Origin of the sequence: Bradyrhizobium sp. CCH5-F6 (assembly GCF_001556045.1) — a bacterium.
Lineage (GTDB): Bacteria > Pseudomonadota > Alphaproteobacteria > Rhizobiales > Xanthobacteraceae > Bradyrhizobium.
Map to the genome: position 1 here is coordinate 1 of NZ_LSIC01000214.1, position 19,071 is coordinate 19,071.

A 19,071-nucleotide genomic window follows, 5' to 3' on the forward strand; every position below is an offset into this window, starting at 1 on the left:
TAAGCATGATCTTTTCGGAAAACCGCTGCACACTTTTCCGGATCATGCTTCACAGGCGTCATCCCTGCGTCGCAAAACCGTAGGCGCGGAGTCAAGAAACCGTAAGCTGGAAGTCAAGGAGCGCAGGCACCTTCCGTCGCGATTCGACGAAGGTCTCCTGAATGGCATCTCTCCGCGCTGCGCGCGCATGGACCCGGCGGCAGTTCCTGGTCCGCTCCGCCTCCAGTCTCGCCATCGCCTCGCTTGCGAAACCTTCCATCAGTCGTGCCGCCGACCGCCCGCAGATCGCAGGCGGCATCCAGTCCGGCGACGTCTGCGACGGCTCCGCCGTGATCTGGGCCCGCGCCGACCGGCCTGCGCGGATGCAGGTGCAGTGCTCGACCGTCGAGAGCTTCAAAACGATCATCGCGTCGGCTTCCGCCGATGCGCTGCCCGACGCTGATCTCACCTCAAAACTGCTGCTGACGGATCTGCCGCCGGGCCAGGACATCTTCTACCGCGTGCGCTTCGACGAGATTGCCACGGGTCTCGTCGGCGAAAGCCGCGTCGGCCATTTCCGCACCGCGCCCGCTCCGGGCCAGTCGATCTCGTTCCTGTGGTCCGGCGACACCGCGGGGCAGGGCTGGGGCATCGACCTCTCGCGCGGCGGCTATCGCAGCTATCGGACCATGCTGGACAACCGTCCGGATTTCTTCATCCACTCCGGCGATCACATCTACGCCGACTGCACGATTCCCGCCGAGCAGAAGCTGCCGAACGGCGAGATCTGGCGCAACCTGGTGACCGAGGAGAAATCCGAGGTCGCGCATACGCTGGCGCAGTTCCGGGGCAATTACAAATACAACCATCTCGACGAACACTTCCGCGCCTTCCATGCCGAGGTGCCGATGTTCGCGCAATGGGACGATCACGAGGTGACCAATGACTGGTCGCCGACCGGCAGCTATGACGAGGCCGGTCATGAGGACGACGGCACGCCACGCCTGGTCGCGCGTGCCCGCCGTGCCTTCTTCGACTTTATGCCGATCCGCGACATCGGTGCGCGGCGGGGCCGGGTCTATCGCAAGATCGCCTACGGCCCGCTGCTCGACGTCTTCTTGATCGACATGCGCAGTTTTCGCGACGAGACCTGGAACAAGGGCGACGACCGTCGCGGCTGGATCCTCGGCGCCGAGCAGCTCGCCTGGCTCAAGCGGGAGCTCGCCGCCTCGCGTGCGACCTGGAAGGTGATCGCGGCCGACTTGCCGATCGGCCTGATCAGCCTGGACGCCGTTGCGCTCGGCAACGGGCCGCCCGACCGGCGCGAGCATGAGATCGCCGATCTGCTCTCCTTCATCAAACGGGCCGGCATCCGCAACGTGGTCTGGCTCACCGCCGACATGCACTACACCGCCGCGCATTACTACGACCCGGACAAGGCGCAATTCCAGGATTTCGAGCCGTTCTGGGAGTTCGTGTCCGGCCCGCTGCATGCCGGCACCTGGGGCCCCGGCGAGCTCGACGACACCTTCGGTCCGATCGCGATGTATCAGCACGGCTGCAGCGAGGTGCAGGGCGAGAACCTCGCGCCCTGTTTCGGCTTGCAGTTCTTCGGCCGCGTCGACATCGATGGCGCGACCGGCGTGATGACGGTGACCCTGAAGGACGTCGACAACCGCGACCTCTGGTCGGTCAACATCGTGCCGCAGCCGCAGTCACGACCGGCCGTGGTGGCACAGCATTCGTAGGTCGCTAACCCGATCTTGATTGGCGGTCCCGCGCTTCCGGCGCTAAGCTGGTCATTCCCGCCCGCCACCTCTTTTCCATCACCGAAGAGTCTGCTCACGCGGCGTTGCCGCGCGTATCTGGCGAAACGACCACGCAAGGAGCCTTTTCATGGATCATCTGAAGACACAGGGCATCAGCATGCCCAAGCTCGGCCTCGGTACCTTCCGCATGCAGGGCGATGCCTGCCGCGCCGCGATCGAGAGCGCGCTGTCGATCGGCTATCGCCACATCGATACTGCCGAGATGTACGCCAATGAGGAGCCGATCGGCTCGGCCATCGCGTCGTCCGGCGTGCCGCGCGGCGAGCTGCACGTCACCACGAAGGTCTGGCACGAGAACCTCGCCCCGGACGCGATCCGCCGCGCTTTCGACGCCAGCCTGAAGAAGCTCCGGCTCGACCATGTCGACCTCTATCTCGTGCACTGGCCGTCGAAGGCTGCGAACTGGGGCGCGGTGTTCGAGACGCTGATGAAGCTCAAGGAGGAGGGGCGCACGCGGGCGATCGGCGTTGCCAATTTCACCACCGCGCTGCTCAAGGTCGCGGTCGAGGACATCAAGGCGCCGATCGCCTGCAACCAGGTCGAATATCACGCCATGCTCGATCAATCGAAGGTGCTGGCCTATCTCCGTGCCAAGTCGATCCCGCTGGTTGCCTATTGTCCGCTGGCGCAGGGACGTGTCGCGACCGATCCGGTGCTGGCCGAAATCGGCGCCCGGCACGGCGCGACCGCTGCGCAGGTTGCGCTGAAATGGCTGCTCGACCAGGACGGCGTTGCCGCGATCCCGAAGGCATCTCGCCGCGAGAGCCAACAGGCCAATCTCGACGCGCTGAAGATCACGCTCGACGATGCCGATCGCGAGAAAATCGCCGCGCTGCCGAAGGACAGGCGTTGCGTCAATCCAGGCTTTGCCCCGGCGTGGGACTAGGCTGTCGCGACGTTTCGAATCCGCAAAGAAAAATGGCCCCCGGTGAGGGGCCATTTCCATGTTGCGTTGCGCGTCAGTCCCAGTGGTGGTGGCGGTGGCTGCGCTTGATCACGACCACGCGGTCCCCGCGATGGTGACGATGCCAGCTGCGATCGTGATGGTGCATGCGATATTCGGCGCGGGCGCCATGCGGGCCATGATGATGATGACCGCGCTTGATCACCACAGTCTCAGCGCTCGCCACCGTCGGCACCGCGATCACGAGCGCACCCAGAGCCGCAACCACATAGCCAAGCTTCTTCATGTCGTACTCCTCCAATCGAATGCACATTCTAAACCGCGCATGCATGCGAACGTTCCGGGGGGAACGGGAAGAGAATTCTGAACGGCTGTTCAGGTGATCAGTCGCAGCGTTTCTGCGCTGGCGTCGGTGCGCCGGTGGCGACGTATTTGCCGTCCCTGATCGTGTACTCGCCGCGCTCGCTGCGATTGTAGATCGCGCGCAGGCTGCCGTCCTTCTGCAACAGGAGTCCAAATTCGCGCGTCTGATGCAGCGCGGGGAAGAACACCATCACGTCGAGCAGGCCCTCGGCATTGACTGTGGCCGACACCACCTCGTTCTCGTCTTTGGCGTCGCCGAAATTGCGCCGGTACATCACCCGGCCGTCCTTCCGGATTTCGTAAGTCAGGAGCGCCCCCTTGTCGCGGTCGGGCCGAGCGGCGCAGTCGACCGCCCATGAGCCGAGCAGGCCCCATTGCTGGACGGTCGCGGCCAGCGTCTCGGCACCGGCCGTGCAAGTGAACGCAACCCACAGCATCGCAGCCGCGATCCAGTGGCTCGAACGACGCATCATGTCCTGAAGAACCCCGCCTCGAAGAATTCCAAAGTGTAGCATCACGCGCGCGGCCGTTCCACGGCAGCCGCCGATCGCTCGCGAATTTGATCCGCGTCAATGAGGCAGGGGAATTCGCGGCTAGGATGGCATTCCCGAAGGCGAACGTGGATAGACCAATGCTGAATCAAGTCGTGGATCTTGCGGGCGAAGTGCTGCCGGGGAGCTGTGCCGTACCGCCTTATTCCGAGGCGGCGTTTCTGACCGAGCTGGGCGATCGCTTACGGTCCTCGCGCATGCGCTGCGACCTGTCGCGCCGCGAGCTGGCCCGCCGCTCCGGGATCTCCGAGCGCTATATCGCCCAGATCGAGGCCGGCAAGGGCAACGTCTCCATCGTCCTGTTGCTGAGGCTCGCCTCCGCGATCCACAGCAGTCAGCCACAGGCGGCCTGACGCTTCGAGGTGACGGCCATGGGGCAGCTCGTACTCGCGGCCAAGGTCACTCATGTTCCATCATTGATGCTGTCGGAGCAGCCCGGCAGCTCGCTCCGTGCCGCGCGCGAGCCGGCGGTCAGCTCCTTGCGTGAGCTCGGCCGGCGGGCCAGAGAGCGCGGCGTCACCAGCTTCGTGGTGTTCGACACCCACTGGCTCTCCAATTTCGGCTACCACGTCAACGCCAATGCGCGGCATCGCGGCTCGTTCACGAGCCACGAGGCGCCGCAGATGATCCAGGATCTGCGTTACGATCTGCCGGGCGATACGCGTCTCGCCGAGGCAATCGCGGGCAGGGCGGCCGATGCGGGTCTCAACGTCATCGCTCACCAGGTGGCCAGCCTCGGGCTCGAATACGGCACCATCGTGCCGATGCACTACATGAACCCGGACGGTTTTGCGAAGGTGGTCTCGGTCGCTACGCCCCTGTTCACCTCGTTCGAGGAGAGCCGCATCCTCGGCGAAGCGACCCGCCGTGCCATCGATGAATCCGGCGAGCGGGTCGCCGTCCTCGCCAGCGGTTCGCTTTCGCACCGGCTCTGGCCGAACAAGAAGCTCGGCCCCGAGGCGTGGACGTCGATCGCCAGCGAGTTCAACCGTCAGGTCGACCTGCGCGTGCTCGAACTCTGGCAGAGCGGCTGCTATCGCGAATTCCTCGACATGCTTCCGGACTACGCCACCAAGTGCAACGGCGAAGGCGGCATGGCCGACACCATCATGCTGTTCGCGGCGCTGGGCTGGTATGACTATCGCGGCACCGCCGAGCAGCTTTGCGACTATTTTCCGTCCTCGGGCAGCGGACAGGTCAACGTGGAGTTTCACGTCGAGGCGTGAGGGAGCGGCCTCAGGCTCGCTTCTCCACATTGGCACTACGGGCCGGCACGCCGAACTCCTTGCGGCAGACCTCGGCCAGCACGGCGACGCCCTCGCGGATCTGCTGATGCGTGGGGCTTGCAAAGCACAGCCGCAGCCGCGAGCTGGAATGGGCCTTGTTGGTCGACCATTCCGGCCCCGGATTGATCGATACGCCGGCCGCGAGCGCGGCCTGGTACAGCTTCAGCGTATCGACCTGCTCGGGCAGCTTCACCCACAGGAAGATTCCGCCCTTGGGCTCCTCGAATTCGGCGGCCGTGCCGAACTGCTCGTTGAGCGCTTCCATCAGCGTGTCGAGCTTGGTGCGTAGCGCTTTCGTCAGCGTCGGCACGTGGTTTGCGAAGTGCGGCTTGCAATAGGCGGCGAGCACCATCTGCTCGAGCGCGCCGGAGCCGGCATCCGTCTTCAGCGCCAGCATCCGCGACATCACCTCCCAGGGCGCGACCACGAAGCCGACGCGCAGCGCCGGCGCGATCGACTTCGAGAACGAGCCGATATGGATCACGCCGCCGTTCGGGCTCATGGCATGGATCGCCGGCGGCCGCTGCCCCGACCACACCAGGTCGGCATAGCAATCGTCCTCGAAGATGGGCACGCCGTATTCGGCCGCGAGCCGCACCAGCTCGGCGCGGCGGCTCTCGGGCATGATGCTGCCGGTGGGGTTCTGCACCGTTGGAATGGTGTAGATGTATTTCGGGCGGATGCCGCGGCCTTTCAGGTCGGCCAGCGTGGAGGCCAGCACGTCCATGCGCATGCCGTCCTTGTCGAGGGGAATGCCGACGACGTTGACGCCGAGCCGCGCCAGACGGGTCAGGGAGCCCTGATAGCTCTCCTGCTCGAAAATCACGGTGTCGCCGCGCGCCAGCAGCGTGGCGTTGACGAGATCGAGGGCCTGGAGCGAGCCCGAGACGATCAGCAGATCGTCCACCGTGCAGGTGATTCCGGCATCGCGCTTGAGTTTCGTCACCAGGAATTCGCGCAAGGGCAGGTAGCCCTGCGGCCCATGGGCCAGACCGTAAGTGGCGAGCGAGCGGCCCTCGCGCCGCAGCACCGCGTTGGTTGCTTCGATCAGCTCGTCGAGCGGTACCTGTTCGGAATCATTGTTGCCGCCGACAAAGCTGTATTTGGCAAGGCCCGTCCAGCGCGCAGACGGGGCCGGCAACCCTGCGGGAAACAGGGGCGCGAAATCAAAGCTGGACGTCATGGGAGCGTTCCTCGTTTTGTTCTTGTTGAGCGGCGGCCTTGCCCGGCCGCGTTACTTCCTGCCGGCCGTGCGGGTCGGGCGGCCCGGGCTGATGAAAGCGTAATGCGCGTTGGCAATGCCGCCAACCATCAGCGCTTCGACCACCGGCTCGGCGATCTCGCCCGTGGCGGCCCAGTCGACGAGAAAATTGGCCCCTGTCCCGCCGCGAACGTCGTCGGTCGGAACGAAGATCGAGACGGTGGCGAGCGGCCGCAGCGCCACCGGCGTCTTCAAATAGCTCTCGACCTGCTTGCCTGCGGTGTCGAAATAGGCGATGCGTTTGAGGACCAGCGGCTGGGTCTCGGAGGCGTTGTGCACGCTCAACGTCACCGAGAAGTCGACACGCAGCTTGCCCTGGCTCATCGCGACGCTGGAATAGGCGGGCACGTAGAACCCGCCGAAGACGGCGAGGTCCTCCTTCGGCAGCGTGGTGAGCGAATCGGCAAAGTTTTGTTCGACATTGACCTTGGATTGCGCGGCGGTGGGCACGGCAAAGGCGAGGGGGCCGAGCAGCATGGCTGCGAAGAGCCCTTTGCGCATGTGACGAATTGCTCGCTTGCCGCACCGCACTCCGTCTCTAGGGTGCGGCAAAACGGACCAATTTGGTATGCACGGGCTCATTCGCGACATCACTCTCTGTATCCTGTTTGCCTGGATGCTGGGCCTGCTCGCCCATTTCTCCCGGCAACCGCTGATCCTGGCATATCTTATCGCCGGCTTCTGCATAGGTCCATTCGGCGCCGGCTGGGTCCATTCGCAGGAATCGATCAGCGTCATCTCCGAGCTCGGCCTGATCTTCATGCTGTTCATGATCGGCCTCGAGATCGACCTGAAGAAGATCGTGCGGGCGGGCAAGGTGATCCTGTTCGCCGCCGGCGGCCAGCTTGTCGGAGGCTGCCTGCTCGGGGTCCTGTTCTTCATCGGAATCGGCCTGTCGCTCGGGGGCGGGCATTTCGATGCGGTCTATCTCTGCGTCGCCTGCGCGCTGTCCAGCACCGTCATCATCGTCAAGGTGCTCTATGAGAAGCGCGAGCTCGATACGCTGCCGGGCCGCATCACCCTCGGCGTGCTGGTGCTCCAGGACATCTTCGCCATCCTGTTCCTGGCGGTGCAGCCGAGCCTGGCCAATCTGCAGGTCAGCGTCATCCTGCTCTCGATCGGCCGGGTCGCGGTGCTGGTCACGGCCGCACTCCTCGTCAGCCGCTACGTGCTGCCGCGCCTGTTCCACCAGATTGCGCGGCGGCCCGAGCTGATCCTGCTCGGCGCGCTGGCCTGGTGCTTCCTCGTCTCCGAGACGGCGGAGCGGCTGTCGCTGTCGCGCGAGATGGGTGCGCTGATCGCCGGGGTCTCGCTCTCGACCTTCCCTTACGCGCTCGACGTGACCGCCAAGGTCACCACGCTTCGCGACTTCTTCATCACGCTGTTCTTCGTCGCTCTGGGCATGACCATTCCCGTGCCCGGCCTCTCGGTGATTGGCCTTGCCTTGATGATCGCGGGGTTCACGGTGGTGAGCCGTCTCGTCACCACCTTCACGCCGCTCTACCTGATGAAGCAGGGCCTGCGCGCCAGCCTGTTGCCGGCCCTCAACCTCGCCCAGATCTCCGAGTTCTCGCTGGTCGTGATCCAGACCGGTGTCGCCGACCGCCACATCGCAGCCGAGACGGCGAACGCGGCCTCCTTCGCTTTCGTGGTGCTGGCGGTGCTCTCGACCTTCGTGATGACCCGCAGCGACGAGATCACCCGCTGGGCGATCGGCCCCCTGAAGCGGATCGGCCTGCGCGATCTCGATCACGGCAGCGGCCATGCCGAGGACGGGCACGAGGGCGGCCATGGCGAGGCCCGCCGCGTCGTCATTCTCGGCTTTTTCCGCGCCGCGAGCGCGCTGCTGGCCGAGATCGAGCGGCAGGCGCCGGTGCTGCTGGAGCAGATCACGGTGGTCGATTTCAACCCCAATGTGTACCAGACCCTGCTGTCGCGCGGCCTGCACGTGATCTATGGCGACATCAGCAATGTCGATACGCTGCTCCATGCCGGCATCGGCAAGTCCGAGATGATCATCCTCAGCGTGCCGGATTCGCTGCTGAAGGGGGCCACCAATGAAAAGCTGGTCCGCCACGTCCGCGCGCTCAACCCGACCGCCCTGATCGTCGCCACGGCCGACCTCCTGGCCGACGTCGATGCGCTCTACGAGGCCGGCGCCAGCTACGTCACCGTGACCCGGCTCAGCGATGCCCACGAGCTGTTCACGGTGATCGAAGCCGCCCAGGCCGGCCTGCTGGCCGAGAAGCGCGCCGAGCTCGATCAGCGCCTCGGCGAACGCCGCGAGGTGCTGCCCTGACGGTGACCGGCCGCCTGTCTCCCGGGCAAATCTGCGCCTATATCGCTGGTATGCCCGGTGCAAGCCTGAAACCCCTTGGCAGGCCTGCCGTCAGGCATATGTGGTTGCGCCGGGAAGACTAGCGCCCCGGCCCAAGTCCGGCTAAGCCTCCGGGCCATAACCGATAGAGATTGGGAAATGCCCGATAGCGTTCAGGAAGTCTTGCAGGCCTTTGCCCGGGGTGAGCTCGTGGTCGTCACCGACGACGAGGACCGCGAGGGCGAGGGCGATCTGATCGTCGCCGCCTCGCTCTGCACGGCCGAGAAGATGGCGTTCATCATCCGCCATACCTCCGGCATTGTCTGCGCGCCCGTGACCACCGAGGACGCACGCCGCCTGCGGCTCGATCCGATGGTCGCCCACAACGATTCCGCGCACACCACTGCGTTCACGGTCTCGATCGACTACAAGCCCGATGGCGGCACCGGCATCTCCGCCGAGGAGCGCGCGTCGTGCTGCCGTGCGCTGTCAAATCCCAATGTCGGTGCCAACGATTTCGCCCGGCCCGGCCACATCTTCCCGCTGATCGCCAAGGACGGCGGCGTGCTGCTGCGCTCCGGCCATACCGAGGCTGCCGTGGACCTCTGCAAGCTCTCGGGCCTGCCGCCGGTCGGCGTCATCAGCGAGCTCATGAACGACGACGGCAGCGTCATGAAGGGGGAGCAGGTCGCCCGCTTCGCCGCCGCGCACAAGCTCAAGCACGTCACCATCGCGGACATGATCGCCTACCGCCAGGCGCGCGAAAAGCTGATCGAGCGGGTCTCGACCTTCGTCACCGAGAGCCCGATCGGCCCCTTGCAGGGCTATGCCTATCGCTCGCCGTTCGATTCCATCGCTCACGTCGCCTTCGTCTACAACGGCGTCGGCGACGGCAAGAACGTGCTGACCCGCTTCCACAAGCCGAACATCGTGAAGGATACCTTCACCGGCCACAAGCGCATGGCGGCCGTGCTCGAGCATTTCAAGAAATCGGGCCGCGGCGTGCTGATCTACTTGCGCGATGGCGCGGCCGGCGTTCCCGTGGCGCCGTTGCCGGACGAGTCGTCGACGGAAGCCGACCGCAACCGCCAGTGGCGCGAGGTCGGCGTCGGCGCGCAGATCCTGCGCGACCTCGGCGTCACCTCGATCCGGCATCTCACCTCCTCGGTGCACGACTACAAGGGCCTCTCGGGCTTCGGCATCGAGATCGTGGCCAACGAGCAGCTCGAAAGCTGACCGCCTCGTTTCCAGGTCGTACCGTTGTGCGAGCCGGAATGACCGAAGCCAGGATGCAATTGAACTTGTTGCCGCGGCGCTTTAACTTGTCGGGCAATTATCGACGGAACCAGACTCGAAAGGACGTTTCATGAGCGTGCGCCCTCAGGCCAAGGACAAGCCGGCTGCGGCTTCTTTCCAGTGGGACGATCCATTCCTGCTCGACGAGCAGCTCACCGAAGACGAGCGCATGGTGCGCGACACCGCTCGCGCCTACGCCCAGGACAAGTTGATGCCGCGTGTCGCCAAGGCCTATCTCGAAGAGAAGACCGACCGCGAGATCTTCAATGAGATGGGCGAGCTCGGCCTGATCGGCATCACGCTGCCGGAAGAGTATGGCTGTGCGAATGCGAGCTACGTCGCCTATGGCCTCGTCGCGCGCGAGATCGAGCGGGTCGATTCCGGCTATCGCTCGATGAACTCGGTGCAGTCCTCGCTGGTGATGTACCCGATCTACGCCTATGGCGACGAGAACCAGCGCAAGAAGTACCTGCCGAAGCTCGCCAGCGGCGAGTGGGTTGGCTGCTTCGGTCTCACCGAGCCCGATGCCGGCTCCGATCCGGCCGGGATGAAGACCCGCGCCGAGAAGGTGTCGGACGGCTATCGCCTCACCGGCAGCAAGATGTGGATCTCGAACGCGCCGATCGCCGACGTGTTCGTGGTCTGGGCCAAGTCGGCCGCGCACGACAACCAGATCCGCGGCTTCGTGCTGGAGAAGGGCATGAAGGGCCTGTCAGCGCCGAAGATCGGCGGCAAGCTGTCCTTGCGTGCCTCCATTACCGGCGAGGTCGTGATGGACGGCGTCGTGGTTCCGGAAGACGCCCTGCTGCCCAACGTCTCCGGCCTGAAGGGCCCGTTCGGCTGCCTCAACCGCGCCCGTTACGGCATCTCGTGGGGTGCGTTGGGGGCTGCCGAGGACTGCATGCATCGCGCCCGCCAGTACACGCTCGACCGCAAGCAGTTCGGCAAGCCGCTCGCCGCGACCCAGCTGGTGCAGAAGAAGCTCGCCGACATGGAGACCGAGATCGCGCTGGGCCTGCAAGCCTCCTTGCGCGTCGGCCGCCTGATGGACGAGGGCAAGTTCGCCCCCGAGATGATCTCGATCGTCAAGCGCAACAATTGCGGCAAGGCCCTCGATATCGCCCGCACCGCCCGCGACATGCACGGCGGCAACGGCATCTCGATCGAGTACCACGTGATGCGCCACGTCCATAACCTCGAGACGGTCAACACCTATGAGGGCACCCACGACGTCCACGCTCTGATCCTGGGCCGCGCGATCACGGGCATCCAGGCGTTCTTCTAGTCGTCACGCATTTCGTGGCGGTTGTTTTGCTGAGCTGTCATCGCCCGCGAAGGCGGGCGATCCAGTATCCGAGAGACCTCGCCCTCGCCACAGGCGCCACGGCGTACTGGATGCCCCGCCTGGGCGGGGCATGACGGTGGGGGTTGGGGCAGCAGTGCACAGGAAGTCCCATGTCCGACAATGACGACGTCCCGTTCAACCGCAACTTTCCGCTGAAGCCCGGCCTCGTCGAGGAGGTCCGCCCCGGCGTGCGGCGCGTCCTCTGCAACAATCCGAGCCCGTTCACCTTTACCGGCACGGTCAGCTACATCGTCGGCAAGGGCAATGTCGCGATCATCGATCCCGGCCCGGACGACGAAGCGCATGCGGCCGCGCTGCTCGATGCGGTGCGTGGCGAGACGGTGACGCACATCTTCGTCACCCACACCCATCGCGACCATTCGCCGAACACCGCGCGGATCAAGCAGGCGACAGGTGCGCCGGTTTACGCCGAAGGCCCGCATCGCGCCTCGCGCCCGCGCTTCGAGAGCGAGAAGCACAATCCGGAATCCGGGGTGGACCGCGATTTTGCGCCGGACGTCAACCTGGCGCATGGCGACGTCGTGGAAGGCGCCGGCTGGCGGCTCGAGGCGGTGGCGACGCCCGGCCACACGGCCAATCACCTGGCGTTCGCCTGGCCCGAGCGAAAATTCAACTTCGTCGGCGATCACGTGATGGGCTGGTCGACGTCGATCGTGGCGCCGCCCGATGGCTCGATGATCGACTACATGGACTCGCTGGACCGCCTCGCGTCACGCGAGGAGGATCTCTATTTCTCGGGCCACGGTCCCGAGATCCCCGACGGCCAGCGCTTCGTGCGTTTCCTGATCCGTCATCGCAAGGCGCGCGAGGCCTCGATCCTGCATCGGCTTGCCAAGGGCGAGGCCGACATCCCGACGATGGTTCGTGCGATCTATATCGGCATTGATCCCAGGCTGACGACCGCCGCCGGCTACTCCGTGCTGGCGCACCTGGAAGATCTGGTCGCACGCGGCGTGGTCGCGACCGATGGGGATCCCGTGATCGGCGGGACGTACCGGATGGCGAACGCCTAACTCGCTGTCATTCCGGGGCGCCGCGAAGCGGCGAGCCCGGAATCCATCGGGCCTCAGCATTGGTGGATGAATGGATTCCGGGCTCGCGCTAACGCGCGCCCCGGAATGACGGTGGGGCTATTTCTTCACCGTCTTTGCCGGTGCCTTGGGCGGCGTAACCGGCGTCTTCTTGACCGGCTTGAGCGCGTCGGCATCGGCAGCGGTGTTGAGGTCGTCGATGAACTTCTTGATGCGCGCGGCGTTGCTGCCGAGATCGCTGTCGAAATTGCGCGAAGCAGAGCGCATGTCGACCCGGGAATCATCGCCATCCGGCACGACCCTTATCGAAACGTCCTCGCGAAAACCCATCATTGGCGTACGGGCGACCGCTTCGATCCGGCCGATGCGGCGCGGCGGCTGCGGCGCGCGCTCGTCGATCACGATCCATTTGCGCTTGTGCACGAGCTGGAGCGCGATCGCATAGGCACGGTCGGCCGAAATCTCGAGCTCGACGGGCTCGATTTCGGGATAGAAGCGGCGTTGCTGCTCCGCCGAATAGAGGCCTGCATAGACCGCGGGGTTGGTGCCCTCGCCGGTGCGCAGCCGCGCCAGCGCGTCGAAGCGCGGCGGATCGATCGGGTCGGTGGTGATGTCGTAAATCGACGGCAGCTTGCGATATTGCAGGCCGAGATAGGCGGGGATCGCCCCGTCGATCAGGAAGGCGAGCAGGATGCGCGCCATGCCCCGCGAGCCGTTCTGCCAGATCGCGGCAAAGCCGGCGAGCCCGAACAAGATCGAGAAGCCGGCGATCGCGAGCCCGCCGAGGAACGTTGCAAGCGCCGGCTTGGGCTCCAGGAAATCGAAGCGGACGATGATGACCGATACCACCACCGCCACCACCGCGAACACGGCCAGATTGCGCGCCCAGCTCGCGAGGCTGGACACGGGCTCCGACTGATAGGGAGCGGAAAACCTGCGGGCCATCGGGTGAGCTCTGCCGGGTGTTGAGGGCGGCGCCGGCCGATTTGGCGCGACGATGCCGTTGAGAACACGGCCCGAGAGCAAATTCAAGGGAGACCGGACTGTTACTGGCTCGTCATCCCGGGGCGATGCCAACGGCATCGAACCCGGAATTTCGAGATTCCCCGGTGCGCAATTGCGCACCTGAGGTCCGGTCGGACATCCCGGAGTGACAGGGCGTAGCCCTGGCGCGTTACGCCGCCGCGTTCGGGAAGCGGTAATCCTTGAACTGGTCGCGCAGCGCCGTCTTCAGGATCTTGCCCGTCGCCGTATGCGGGATGCCTTCCACGAAGACGACGTCGTCGGGCATCCACCACTTGGCGATCTTGCCGTCCATGAACTTCAGGATGTCCTCGCGTGTGGCCTGCTGGCCCTGCTTGAGCTGCACGATCAAAAGCGGCCGCTCATCCCATTTGGGGTGGAATACGCCGATCACGGCTGCTTCCGCCACCGCGGGATGGCCGACCGCCAGGTTTTCGAGGTCGATCGAGGAAATCCATTCGCCGCCGGACTTGATCACGTCCTTGGAGCGGTCGGTGATCCGCATGTAGCCGTCCTCGTCGATCGTCGAGACGTCGCCGGTGTCGAAGAAGCCGTCTTCGTCGAGGATGTTTGTGTCGACGCGGTAATAGGCCTTGGCGACGGCGGGGCCGGACACCTTGAGGCGGCCGAAGGTCTTGCCGTCCCAGGGCAGCTCCTTGCCGGCATCGTCGGTGATCTTCATCTCCACCGCGAAGGGCGCATAGCCCTGCATCTGGAGCACGTCCAGTCGCGCCTCGCCGGTGGCATTCTGGAACGGCGGCTTCAGCGCCGCGACGCTGCCGATCGGGCTCATCTCGGTCATGCCCCAGGCGTGACGGACGTTCGAGCCCATGTCGAGGAAAGCCTTGATCATCGAGCGCGGCATCGCCGAGCCGCCGCAGATCACCATCTTCAGCTCCGGCAGCTTCAGATTGTTGGCGGCCATGTGCTGGAGCAGCATCAGCCACACCGTCGGGACGCCGGCCGTGTGCGTCACCTTCTCGGTCGAGAGCAGCTCATAGACCGAGGCGCCGTCGAGCTTGGCGCCGGGCATGACCAGCTTGGTGCCCTGCGAAGGCGCGGAAAAGGCGATGCCCCAGCTGTTGGCATGGAACAGCGGAACCACCGGCAGCATTGTCTCGGACGCACTGGTGCCGAGCGCATCGACATTGTTGGCCATCAACGCGTGCAACACGTTGGAGCGATGCGAATACAGCACACCCTTGGGATCGCCGGTCGTGCCGGAGGTGTAACACATCGCGGCAGCCGTGTTCTCGTCGAACTCCTTCCACTTGAACTTGCCGTCGGCCTCGGCGATCCAGTCCTCGTAGGCGACGACATTCTTCAACTTGGTCTCAGGCATATGCGCCTTGTCGGTGAGCACGACGTAGCGCTCCACGCTTGGCAGCTTGTCGGCGATCTTCTCCAGGATCGGAACGAAGGTGATGTCGGTCATCACGATGCGGTCCTGCGCATGATTGATGATCCAGGCGATCTGCTCCGGGAAAAGGCGGGGATTGACCGTGTGGCAGATGGCGCCGATCCCCATGATGCCGTACCAGACCTCGAGATGGCGCCAGGTGTTCCAGGCGATCGTTGCGACACGGTCCCCGAGCTTGATGCCGTCGCGTTCCAGCATCTGCGAGACCTTGAGCGCACGCTTGTGGATCTCGGCGTAGTTGGTCCGATGGATCGGTCCCTCGACCGAGCGTGTGACCACCTCCTGCTTGCCATGGATCCTGGCGGCGTGTTCGATGATCCGGTGGCAGAGCAGGGGCCAATCTTGCATCAAACCAAGCATTCCGACGTTCCTCCGAGAAGTCGCTGGGCGCGTTGTCGCTCTCAGCGTTGGGCCAAAGAATTGACATGACTTTTAGCCTGACGGAGTTTCGCCGCAAATGGTCTTGTCGCGGCTTTATGTCCGTTGGGGCGGCAATGGTTACCGCTGCGCTCGGGTTATCGCTTGGGCCGATCGAGAGGGCAGAGGCCCGGAAATATCCTGCGCCACTCGATATCTTCGGCCTTGGTACACCACGGCCGCGCCCGGCCGTTCATGCAGCCAAGATTCCGCTGCCAAGACCCCGGCCCGAGCAGGCGCCCAGGGCGGCGGACAAGCCAACTGACGAGGCACCGCCGCAGGCAGAGGGAAAGCCGTCCCAAGACCAGCCGGGTGCGGACAAGCCCGCCGAGGCTGCGTCGCCAGCCCAGAAGCCGCCCTCGGCCTGCCGCCTCGCGCTGACCGAGGACGTCGCGATTGCGCCCTCAATCCCGGATATCCGCGGCCCCGGCGCCTGCGGCGGCGAGGATCTGGTGCGGCTCGAGGCCATCGTGCTGCCGGACAAGCGCAAGGTGGCGGTCAAGCCGGCGGCCATCCTCCGCTGCACCATGGCCTCAGCGATCGCCGACTGGGTGCGCAAGGACATGGCGCCGCTGGCGACCAGCCTCGGCTCCTCCATCAGCGACCTCGACAATTTCGATTCTTTCGAGTGCCGCGGCCGCAACCGTGTCGCCGGCGCGCTGCTGTCCGAGCATGGCAAGGCCAATGCGATCGACATCCGCGCCATCAAGCTCGCCAATGGGCAGTCGATCGGCTTCACCGACCGCACCACGTCCCGCGAGATGCGCGAGCGCGTGCTGCATTCGGTCTGCGCGCGCTTCTCCACCGTGCTCGGCCCAGGCTCGGACTGGTACCATGAGGACCACATCCATCTCGACCTGGCGCAGCGGCGCAACGACTACCGGATCTGTCAGTGGCACGTGTGGGACCCCCTGCCGCAGGTCGCCCCGCTGCTGCCGGCGGAGCGGCCCGAGGAGGCGCCGCCGCGCGAGGTCGCGGCCAAGCCCGAGGCGAAGGAAGGCGCTGACGACGAGGCGGCGGAGAAGTCCACTTCGCCCGAAGACAAGTCGGTACCTGAGAAGAAGGCTCAATCGACCAAGCCGGCAACAAAAAAGCGCCGGTGAAACCGGCGCTTTTGAATGTCTGGAGGTCGGAAGGCGATCAGTAGCTGGCCGCCTGGCCGGTCTGGCTGCTGCCGAGCGCAAGACGCGAGTTGTAAGGGGAGTCGCCATGCTTGGGCTCGAGCACCACGACGAGGGTGCCGACCTTAACGCGATCATAGAGATCGATCGCGTCCTCGTTGGTCAGGCGGATACAGCCTGACGAGATCGAGGCGCCGATATATTCCGGCTGGTTGGTGCCGTGGATGCGGAACAGCGTGTCCTTGCCACCCGAATAGAGGTACAGCGCGCGGGAGCCCATCGGATTGTCCGGGCCGGGTGCGACATAGGTCGGCACGCCCAAGCGCGAAATTTCGCTGGGGGTGGGGTGCCAAGCTGGCCACTCGGTCTTGCTGCCCACCTTGGCAATGCCCGACCAGGCCATGGCCTCTTCGCCGACGGTGATGCCGTAGCGGATCGCCTTGCCGCCCTCCAGCACGTAATAGAGATAATGGTTGTCGGAATCGACCACGATCGAGCCCGGCGTTTCCTTGCGGTGGAACTCGACAATGGCGCGGCGGAACGGCTCTGCGACCGCAGTATTCTCGTACCTGACCTTGGCAAGGAGTTCCTTGTCCTTCGGCTTGAACGCCTTGGTGTCGGTCGCCTCGTAACGCGTGGCCTGCATGCAGCCCGACAGCATCAGGCCAGCGGCCAGAATTCCAAATATAACTTTCAGCGACGACATGGTTTGGTTCCAATCAAAACAATACCGTGCGGACGGCCTGAGCTTGCCGCCCAAGTTCCTCGACTCCGTTAATCCCATTATCGTTGAAATCTGCCACAATTCCAGCGCTGAAGCCCTTCTCCCGCGCTGCGAGAGCCAAGCTGTGGCTTTTGTGCCGCAAATTTGGGGTGTCTGTGGAGGATTCTGGCCCTCACGCGCCAGACTGTCGATTCCGTGCCACAGTTGAGGCCTGTGATCGCCCCAAATGCAAACGCTCCGTTAATATCGTTGTCATCGTGAACCTGTCAGAATCGCGCTAAGGGCTGTCGTTCTGTCGCAGGATCTCTGGAGCTTTTCATGTTTTCTGTGTTTGTTCCCTCCGAGTCCGCCCTCAAGAAGGCTGTCATCGAGGATCTGACGGCGGTGCCGGAGAACGCCGTCTGGATCGACCTCGTCAATCCGAGCGCGGCCGAGGACAAGGCGGTGGAGCGGCTCGCGGGCATCGCCATCCCGACCCGGGAAGACATGCAGGAGATCGAGATCTCCAGCCGCCTCTATATGGAGAACGGCGCGCGCTACATGACTGCGACGCTGATGTGCCACTCCGATACCGACATGCCCCGGACCACGGCAGTGACCTTCATCCTCGGCGACCACCGGCTGGTGACGGTGCGCTACGACCTGCCGAAGCCGTTCGCCCTGGTCGAAGCCAAGCTCGCCCGCTCTTGCACGCCGTCCGTCACCGGCGAGATGGTGCTGATGGAACTGCTGGACGCGGTGATCGACCGCTGCGCCGATATTCTGGAGCGTTGCGGCGCCGAGATCGATCAGGTCTCGCACGACATCTTCGAGCCCGAGAGCGCGCGCCACGGGCAGGCGAAGAGATATTCCCAGATCCTGATCTCGATCGGACGCAAGGGCGACCTGACGTCGAAGGTTCGCGAAAGCCTGGTGTCGATCGGCCGCGTCGTGACGTTCCTGTCCGCGGTGGTCGAGGGCGTGAAATGGTCGAAGGACATGCGCGAGCAGCTCAAGACCATGCAGCGTGACGTGGCCTCACTGACCGACCACGCCTCCTATCTCTCCAGCAAGATCACCTTCGTGCTCGACGCCATGCTCGGCGTCGTCAATCTCGAGCAGAACAACATCATCAAGCTGTTCTCGGTCATGGCCGTCGTCCTGATGCCGCCGACGCTGATCGCCTCGGTCTACGGCATGAACTTCAAGGTGATGCCGGAACTCGAATGGGTGCACGGCTATCCGATGGCGCTGGTGATGATGCTGATCGCGGCGATCGTCCCGTACTGGATCTTCAAGTGGAAGAAGTGGCTCTAGCGGTCATGCCCGAGCAAAGATGCCTACCGGGACCTTACGCCGCTCGCAGAGACATGGTGGGTCGTGTCGCAGAATAGATCGGGATTGAGGCGATGCGGTGATCGAGGCGGCGTGCCGCAATTCCTCCGGTAAAATTTGAGCGGTGGGCTGAACGTTTGCGCGAAACTTGTCTGCGATAAGCAGCGTGTTAGCCGCGAGGAACAGCCATGGTTGAAAAACACATAACGACGGCCCGCAACGTCATCGATCTGGCGAACTATCGTCAGGCCGTGACGGGCGGCAAGGCGCCGTCGATGTCGGCACGCATGTGCCGGCACTGTGGTGCTCCGCTGCTCGATGGTGAGAACGACGACGACTGCTCGACTGCATTCAGCACGGCCGCTCCGCGGCCGCACGAGAGGTCGCGTCGGATTCGACTCGATTGAGGAACGGGGAGGAAGGGCGGGCGATCCAGGTCTTGCGGCGGCGTTGTCTGGATCGCCTTGCTTTCCCGTCTTTCGCGATGAATCGACGAGCGCTTCAATCTTGATATTGCAGGGAGCGGTCCAAAAGAGGTCACGTTCGTCCGTCGGGCAACACACGACGGTCTGGCGATGTCGATTGTCAATCCCATCGCCCAAAAATATTCCGATTTATCGAAATTCGGAAATGGCGTATGTGTCGCGCATCCCGGCTCACCCTTGAGGGGCGGTCACGTGTCGTGATGATCGCGGAGCCGGGCTTGCGGTGGACGCAGCAGCGTCGGGCGCGAACAGCGAAGGGCAGGGCGGATTGCTCTCCGTGAGCCCATGGCTTCGTGCGGACGGACGGCGCTGTCAGGTTCGTCGTGCCGGCATTTCGGCGGCAAAGTGCACAACGCCGTCGAACCCTGTGGCGCCAACGAACCG

At 64.5% G+C, this 19,071-nt stretch carries 18 protein-coding genes; 11 read left to right on the forward strand and 7 right to left on the reverse strand.

The features are described from left to right. The first annotated feature begins 161 nt into the window (after positions 1–161). Entirely contained in the window at positions 162–1,727 is a 1,566-nt protein-coding gene (locus AX729_RS37230; RefSeq protein WP_061029795.1) for an alkaline phosphatase D family protein, read from the forward strand. Between the two features lie 148 nt (positions 1,728–1,875). After that, positions 1,876–2,694: an aldo/keto reductase gene (locus tag AX729_RS37235; protein ID WP_061029797.1), complete on the forward strand. Its 819-nt coding sequence runs from the start codon at positions 1,876–1,878 to the stop codon at positions 2,692–2,694. Positions 2,695–2,767: 73 nt separating this feature from the next. Here AX729_RS37235 and AX729_RS37240 read toward each other — a convergent pair whose 3' ends face one another. Continuing rightward, positions 2,768–2,998, reverse strand: a complete 231-nt coding sequence (locus AX729_RS37240; protein WP_061029799.1) for a hypothetical protein — start codon at positions 2,996–2,998, stop codon at positions 2,768–2,770. Positions 2,999–3,095: 97 nt separating this feature from the next. Further along, positions 3,096–3,548: a hypothetical protein gene (locus tag AX729_RS37245; protein ID WP_061029801.1), complete on the reverse strand. Its 453-nt coding sequence runs from the start codon at positions 3,546–3,548 to the stop codon at positions 3,096–3,098. Positions 3,549–3,706: 158 nt separating this feature from the next. On the opposite strand from AX729_RS37245, the gene AX729_RS37250 reads away from it, so the two are divergent. Together AX729_RS37250 and hpaD are read left to right on the forward strand one after the other, a co-directional pair. Further along, a complete protein-coding gene (locus AX729_RS37250) occupies positions 3,707–3,979 on the forward strand; it encodes a helix-turn-helix domain-containing protein (RefSeq protein WP_061029803.1) in 273 nt (90 codons plus the stop codon). Positions 3,980–3,997: 18 nt separating this feature from the next. Then, the gene (gene hpaD / locus AX729_RS37255; protein ID WP_061029805.1) at positions 3,998–4,852 is read left to right on the forward strand and encodes a 3,4-dihydroxyphenylacetate 2,3-dioxygenase; all 855 of its coding nucleotides are present in this window, start codon (positions 3,998–4,000) and stop codon (positions 4,850–4,852) included. Positions 4,853–4,862: 10 nt separating this feature from the next. Here the strand turns inward: hpaD and AX729_RS37260 are convergent, their stop codons facing one another. Further along, entirely contained in the window at positions 4,863–6,095 is a 1,233-nt protein-coding gene (locus AX729_RS37260; RefSeq protein WP_061029807.1) for an aminotransferase-like domain-containing protein, read from the reverse strand. A 51-nt stretch (positions 6,096–6,146) separates the two neighbouring features. After that, complete coding sequence (locus AX729_RS37265; protein ID WP_061029808.1) at positions 6,147–6,674, reverse strand: DUF3124 domain-containing protein; 528 nt, start codon at positions 6,672–6,674, stop codon at positions 6,147–6,149. A 67-nt stretch (positions 6,675–6,741) separates the two neighbouring features. Between AX729_RS37265 and AX729_RS37270 the strand changes: the two genes are divergently transcribed. From AX729_RS37270 to AX729_RS37285, 4 genes are all read left to right on the forward strand, one after another. After that, positions 6,742–8,472: a cation:proton antiporter gene (locus tag AX729_RS37270; protein ID WP_061029810.1), complete on the forward strand. Its 1,731-nt coding sequence runs from the start codon at positions 6,742–6,744 to the stop codon at positions 8,470–8,472. Positions 8,473–8,649: 177 nt separating this feature from the next. Further along, on the forward strand, positions 8,650–9,726 hold the full coding sequence (gene ribB, locus AX729_RS37275; RefSeq protein ID WP_061029812.1) for a 3,4-dihydroxy-2-butanone-4-phosphate synthase: 1,077 nt from the start codon (positions 8,650–8,652) through the stop codon (positions 9,724–9,726). A gap of 130 nt (positions 9,727–9,856) precedes the next feature. Then, positions 9,857–11,071, forward strand: a complete 1,215-nt coding sequence (locus AX729_RS37280; RefSeq protein WP_061029814.1) for an acyl-CoA dehydrogenase — start codon at positions 9,857–9,859, stop codon at positions 11,069–11,071. Positions 11,072–11,241: 170 nt separating this feature from the next. After that, on the forward strand, positions 11,242–12,165 hold the full coding sequence (locus AX729_RS37285; RefSeq protein ID WP_061029818.1) for an MBL fold metallo-hydrolase: 924 nt from the start codon (positions 11,242–11,244) through the stop codon (positions 12,163–12,165). Between the two features lie 117 nt (positions 12,166–12,282). Here the strand turns inward: AX729_RS37285 and AX729_RS37290 are convergent, their stop codons facing one another. Then, positions 12,283–13,128, reverse strand: coding sequence for a DUF1499 domain-containing protein (locus tag AX729_RS37290; RefSeq protein WP_061029820.1), 846 nt, complete (start codon positions 13,126–13,128; stop codon positions 12,283–12,285). A gap of 229 nt (positions 13,129–13,357) precedes the next feature. After that, positions 13,358–14,986 (reverse strand): fatty-acid--CoA ligase, encoded by a 1,629-nt coding sequence (locus tag AX729_RS37295; protein WP_061029823.1) that lies wholly within the window; start codon positions 14,984–14,986, stop codon positions 13,358–13,360. A gap of 65 nt (positions 14,987–15,051) precedes the next feature. Here AX729_RS37295 and AX729_RS37300 point away from each other — a divergent pair, with 65 nt between their 5' ends. After that, positions 15,052–16,146 carry an extensin family protein gene (locus AX729_RS37300; protein ID WP_061029825.1) on the forward strand — a complete coding sequence of 365 codons (1,095 nt, stop codon included), beginning with the start codon at positions 15,052–15,054 and terminating at the stop codon, positions 16,144–16,146. 37 nt (positions 16,147–16,183) lie between these two features. On the opposite strand, the gene AX729_RS37305 is transcribed toward AX729_RS37300, so the two are convergent. After that, positions 16,184–16,870 carry a L,D-transpeptidase gene (locus AX729_RS37305; RefSeq protein WP_061029827.1) on the reverse strand — a complete coding sequence of 229 codons (687 nt, stop codon included), beginning with the start codon at positions 16,868–16,870 and terminating at the stop codon, positions 16,184–16,186. Between the two features lie 336 nt (positions 16,871–17,206). On the opposite strand from AX729_RS37305, the gene AX729_RS37310 reads away from it, so the two are divergent. Further along, a complete protein-coding gene (locus AX729_RS37310) occupies positions 17,207–18,184 on the forward strand; it encodes a magnesium transporter CorA family protein (RefSeq protein ID WP_061029829.1) in 978 nt (325 codons plus the stop codon). Positions 18,185–18,390: 206 nt separating this feature from the next. Beyond that, on the forward strand, positions 18,391–18,609 hold the full coding sequence (locus AX729_RS39305) for a hypothetical protein (RefSeq protein ID WP_082770645.1): 219 nt from the start codon (positions 18,391–18,393) through the stop codon (positions 18,607–18,609). Positions 18,610–19,071: the final 462 nt, after the last annotated feature.

What these genes read in the sequence shown, in the direction of transcription:
- AX729_RS37265 (WP_061029808.1), bottom strand. Translation starts at nt 6,674, where the DNA reads ATGCGCAAAGGGCTCTTCGCAGCCATGCTGCTCGGCCCCCTCGCCTTT.
- AX729_RS37230 (WP_061029795.1), top strand. Translation starts at nt 162, where the DNA reads ATGGCATCTCTCCGCGCTGCGCGCGCATGGACCCGGCGGCAGTTCCTG.
- AX729_RS37245 (WP_061029801.1), bottom strand. Translation starts at nt 3,548, where the DNA reads ATGATGCGTCGTTCGAGCCACTGGATCGCGGCTGCGATGCTGTGGGTT.
- AX729_RS37300 (WP_061029825.1), top strand. Translation starts at nt 15,052, where the DNA reads ATGACTTTTAGCCTGACGGAGTTTCGCCGCAAATGGTCTTGTCGCGGC.
- ribB (WP_061029812.1), top strand. Translation starts at nt 8,650, where the DNA reads ATGCCCGATAGCGTTCAGGAAGTCTTGCAGGCCTTTGCCCGGGGTGAG.
- AX729_RS37280 (WP_061029814.1), top strand. Translation starts at nt 9,857, where the DNA reads ATGAGCGTGCGCCCTCAGGCCAAGGACAAGCCGGCTGCGGCTTCTTTC.
- AX729_RS37260 (WP_061029807.1), bottom strand. Translation starts at nt 6,095, where the DNA reads ATGACGTCCAGCTTTGATTTCGCGCCCCTGTTTCCCGCAGGGTTGCCG.
- AX729_RS37310 (WP_061029829.1), top strand. Translation starts at nt 17,207, where the DNA reads ATGTTTTCTGTGTTTGTTCCCTCCGAGTCCGCCCTCAAGAAGGCTGTC.
- AX729_RS37285 (WP_061029818.1), top strand. Translation starts at nt 11,242, where the DNA reads ATGTCCGACAATGACGACGTCCCGTTCAACCGCAACTTTCCGCTGAAG.
- AX729_RS37240 (WP_061029799.1), bottom strand. Translation starts at nt 2,998, where the DNA reads ATGAAGAAGCTTGGCTATGTGGTTGCGGCTCTGGGTGCGCTCGTGATC.
- AX729_RS39305 (WP_082770645.1), top strand. Translation starts at nt 18,391, where the DNA reads ATGGTTGAAAAACACATAACGACGGCCCGCAACGTCATCGATCTGGCG.
- AX729_RS37250 (WP_061029803.1), top strand. Translation starts at nt 3,707, where the DNA reads ATGCTGAATCAAGTCGTGGATCTTGCGGGCGAAGTGCTGCCGGGGAGC.
- AX729_RS37270 (WP_061029810.1), top strand. Translation starts at nt 6,742, where the DNA reads ATGCACGGGCTCATTCGCGACATCACTCTCTGTATCCTGTTTGCCTGG.
- AX729_RS37295 (WP_061029823.1), bottom strand. Translation starts at nt 14,986, where the DNA reads ATGCTTGGTTTGATGCAAGATTGGCCCCTGCTCTGCCACCGGATCATC.
- AX729_RS37290 (WP_061029820.1), bottom strand. Translation starts at nt 13,128, where the DNA reads ATGGCCCGCAGGTTTTCCGCTCCCTATCAGTCGGAGCCCGTGTCCAGC.
- AX729_RS37235 (WP_061029797.1), top strand. Translation starts at nt 1,876, where the DNA reads ATGGATCATCTGAAGACACAGGGCATCAGCATGCCCAAGCTCGGCCTC.
- AX729_RS37305 (WP_061029827.1), bottom strand. Translation starts at nt 16,870, where the DNA reads ATGTCGTCGCTGAAAGTTATATTTGGAATTCTGGCCGCTGGCCTGATG.
- hpaD (WP_061029805.1), top strand. Translation starts at nt 3,998, where the DNA reads ATGGGGCAGCTCGTACTCGCGGCCAAGGTCACTCATGTTCCATCATTG.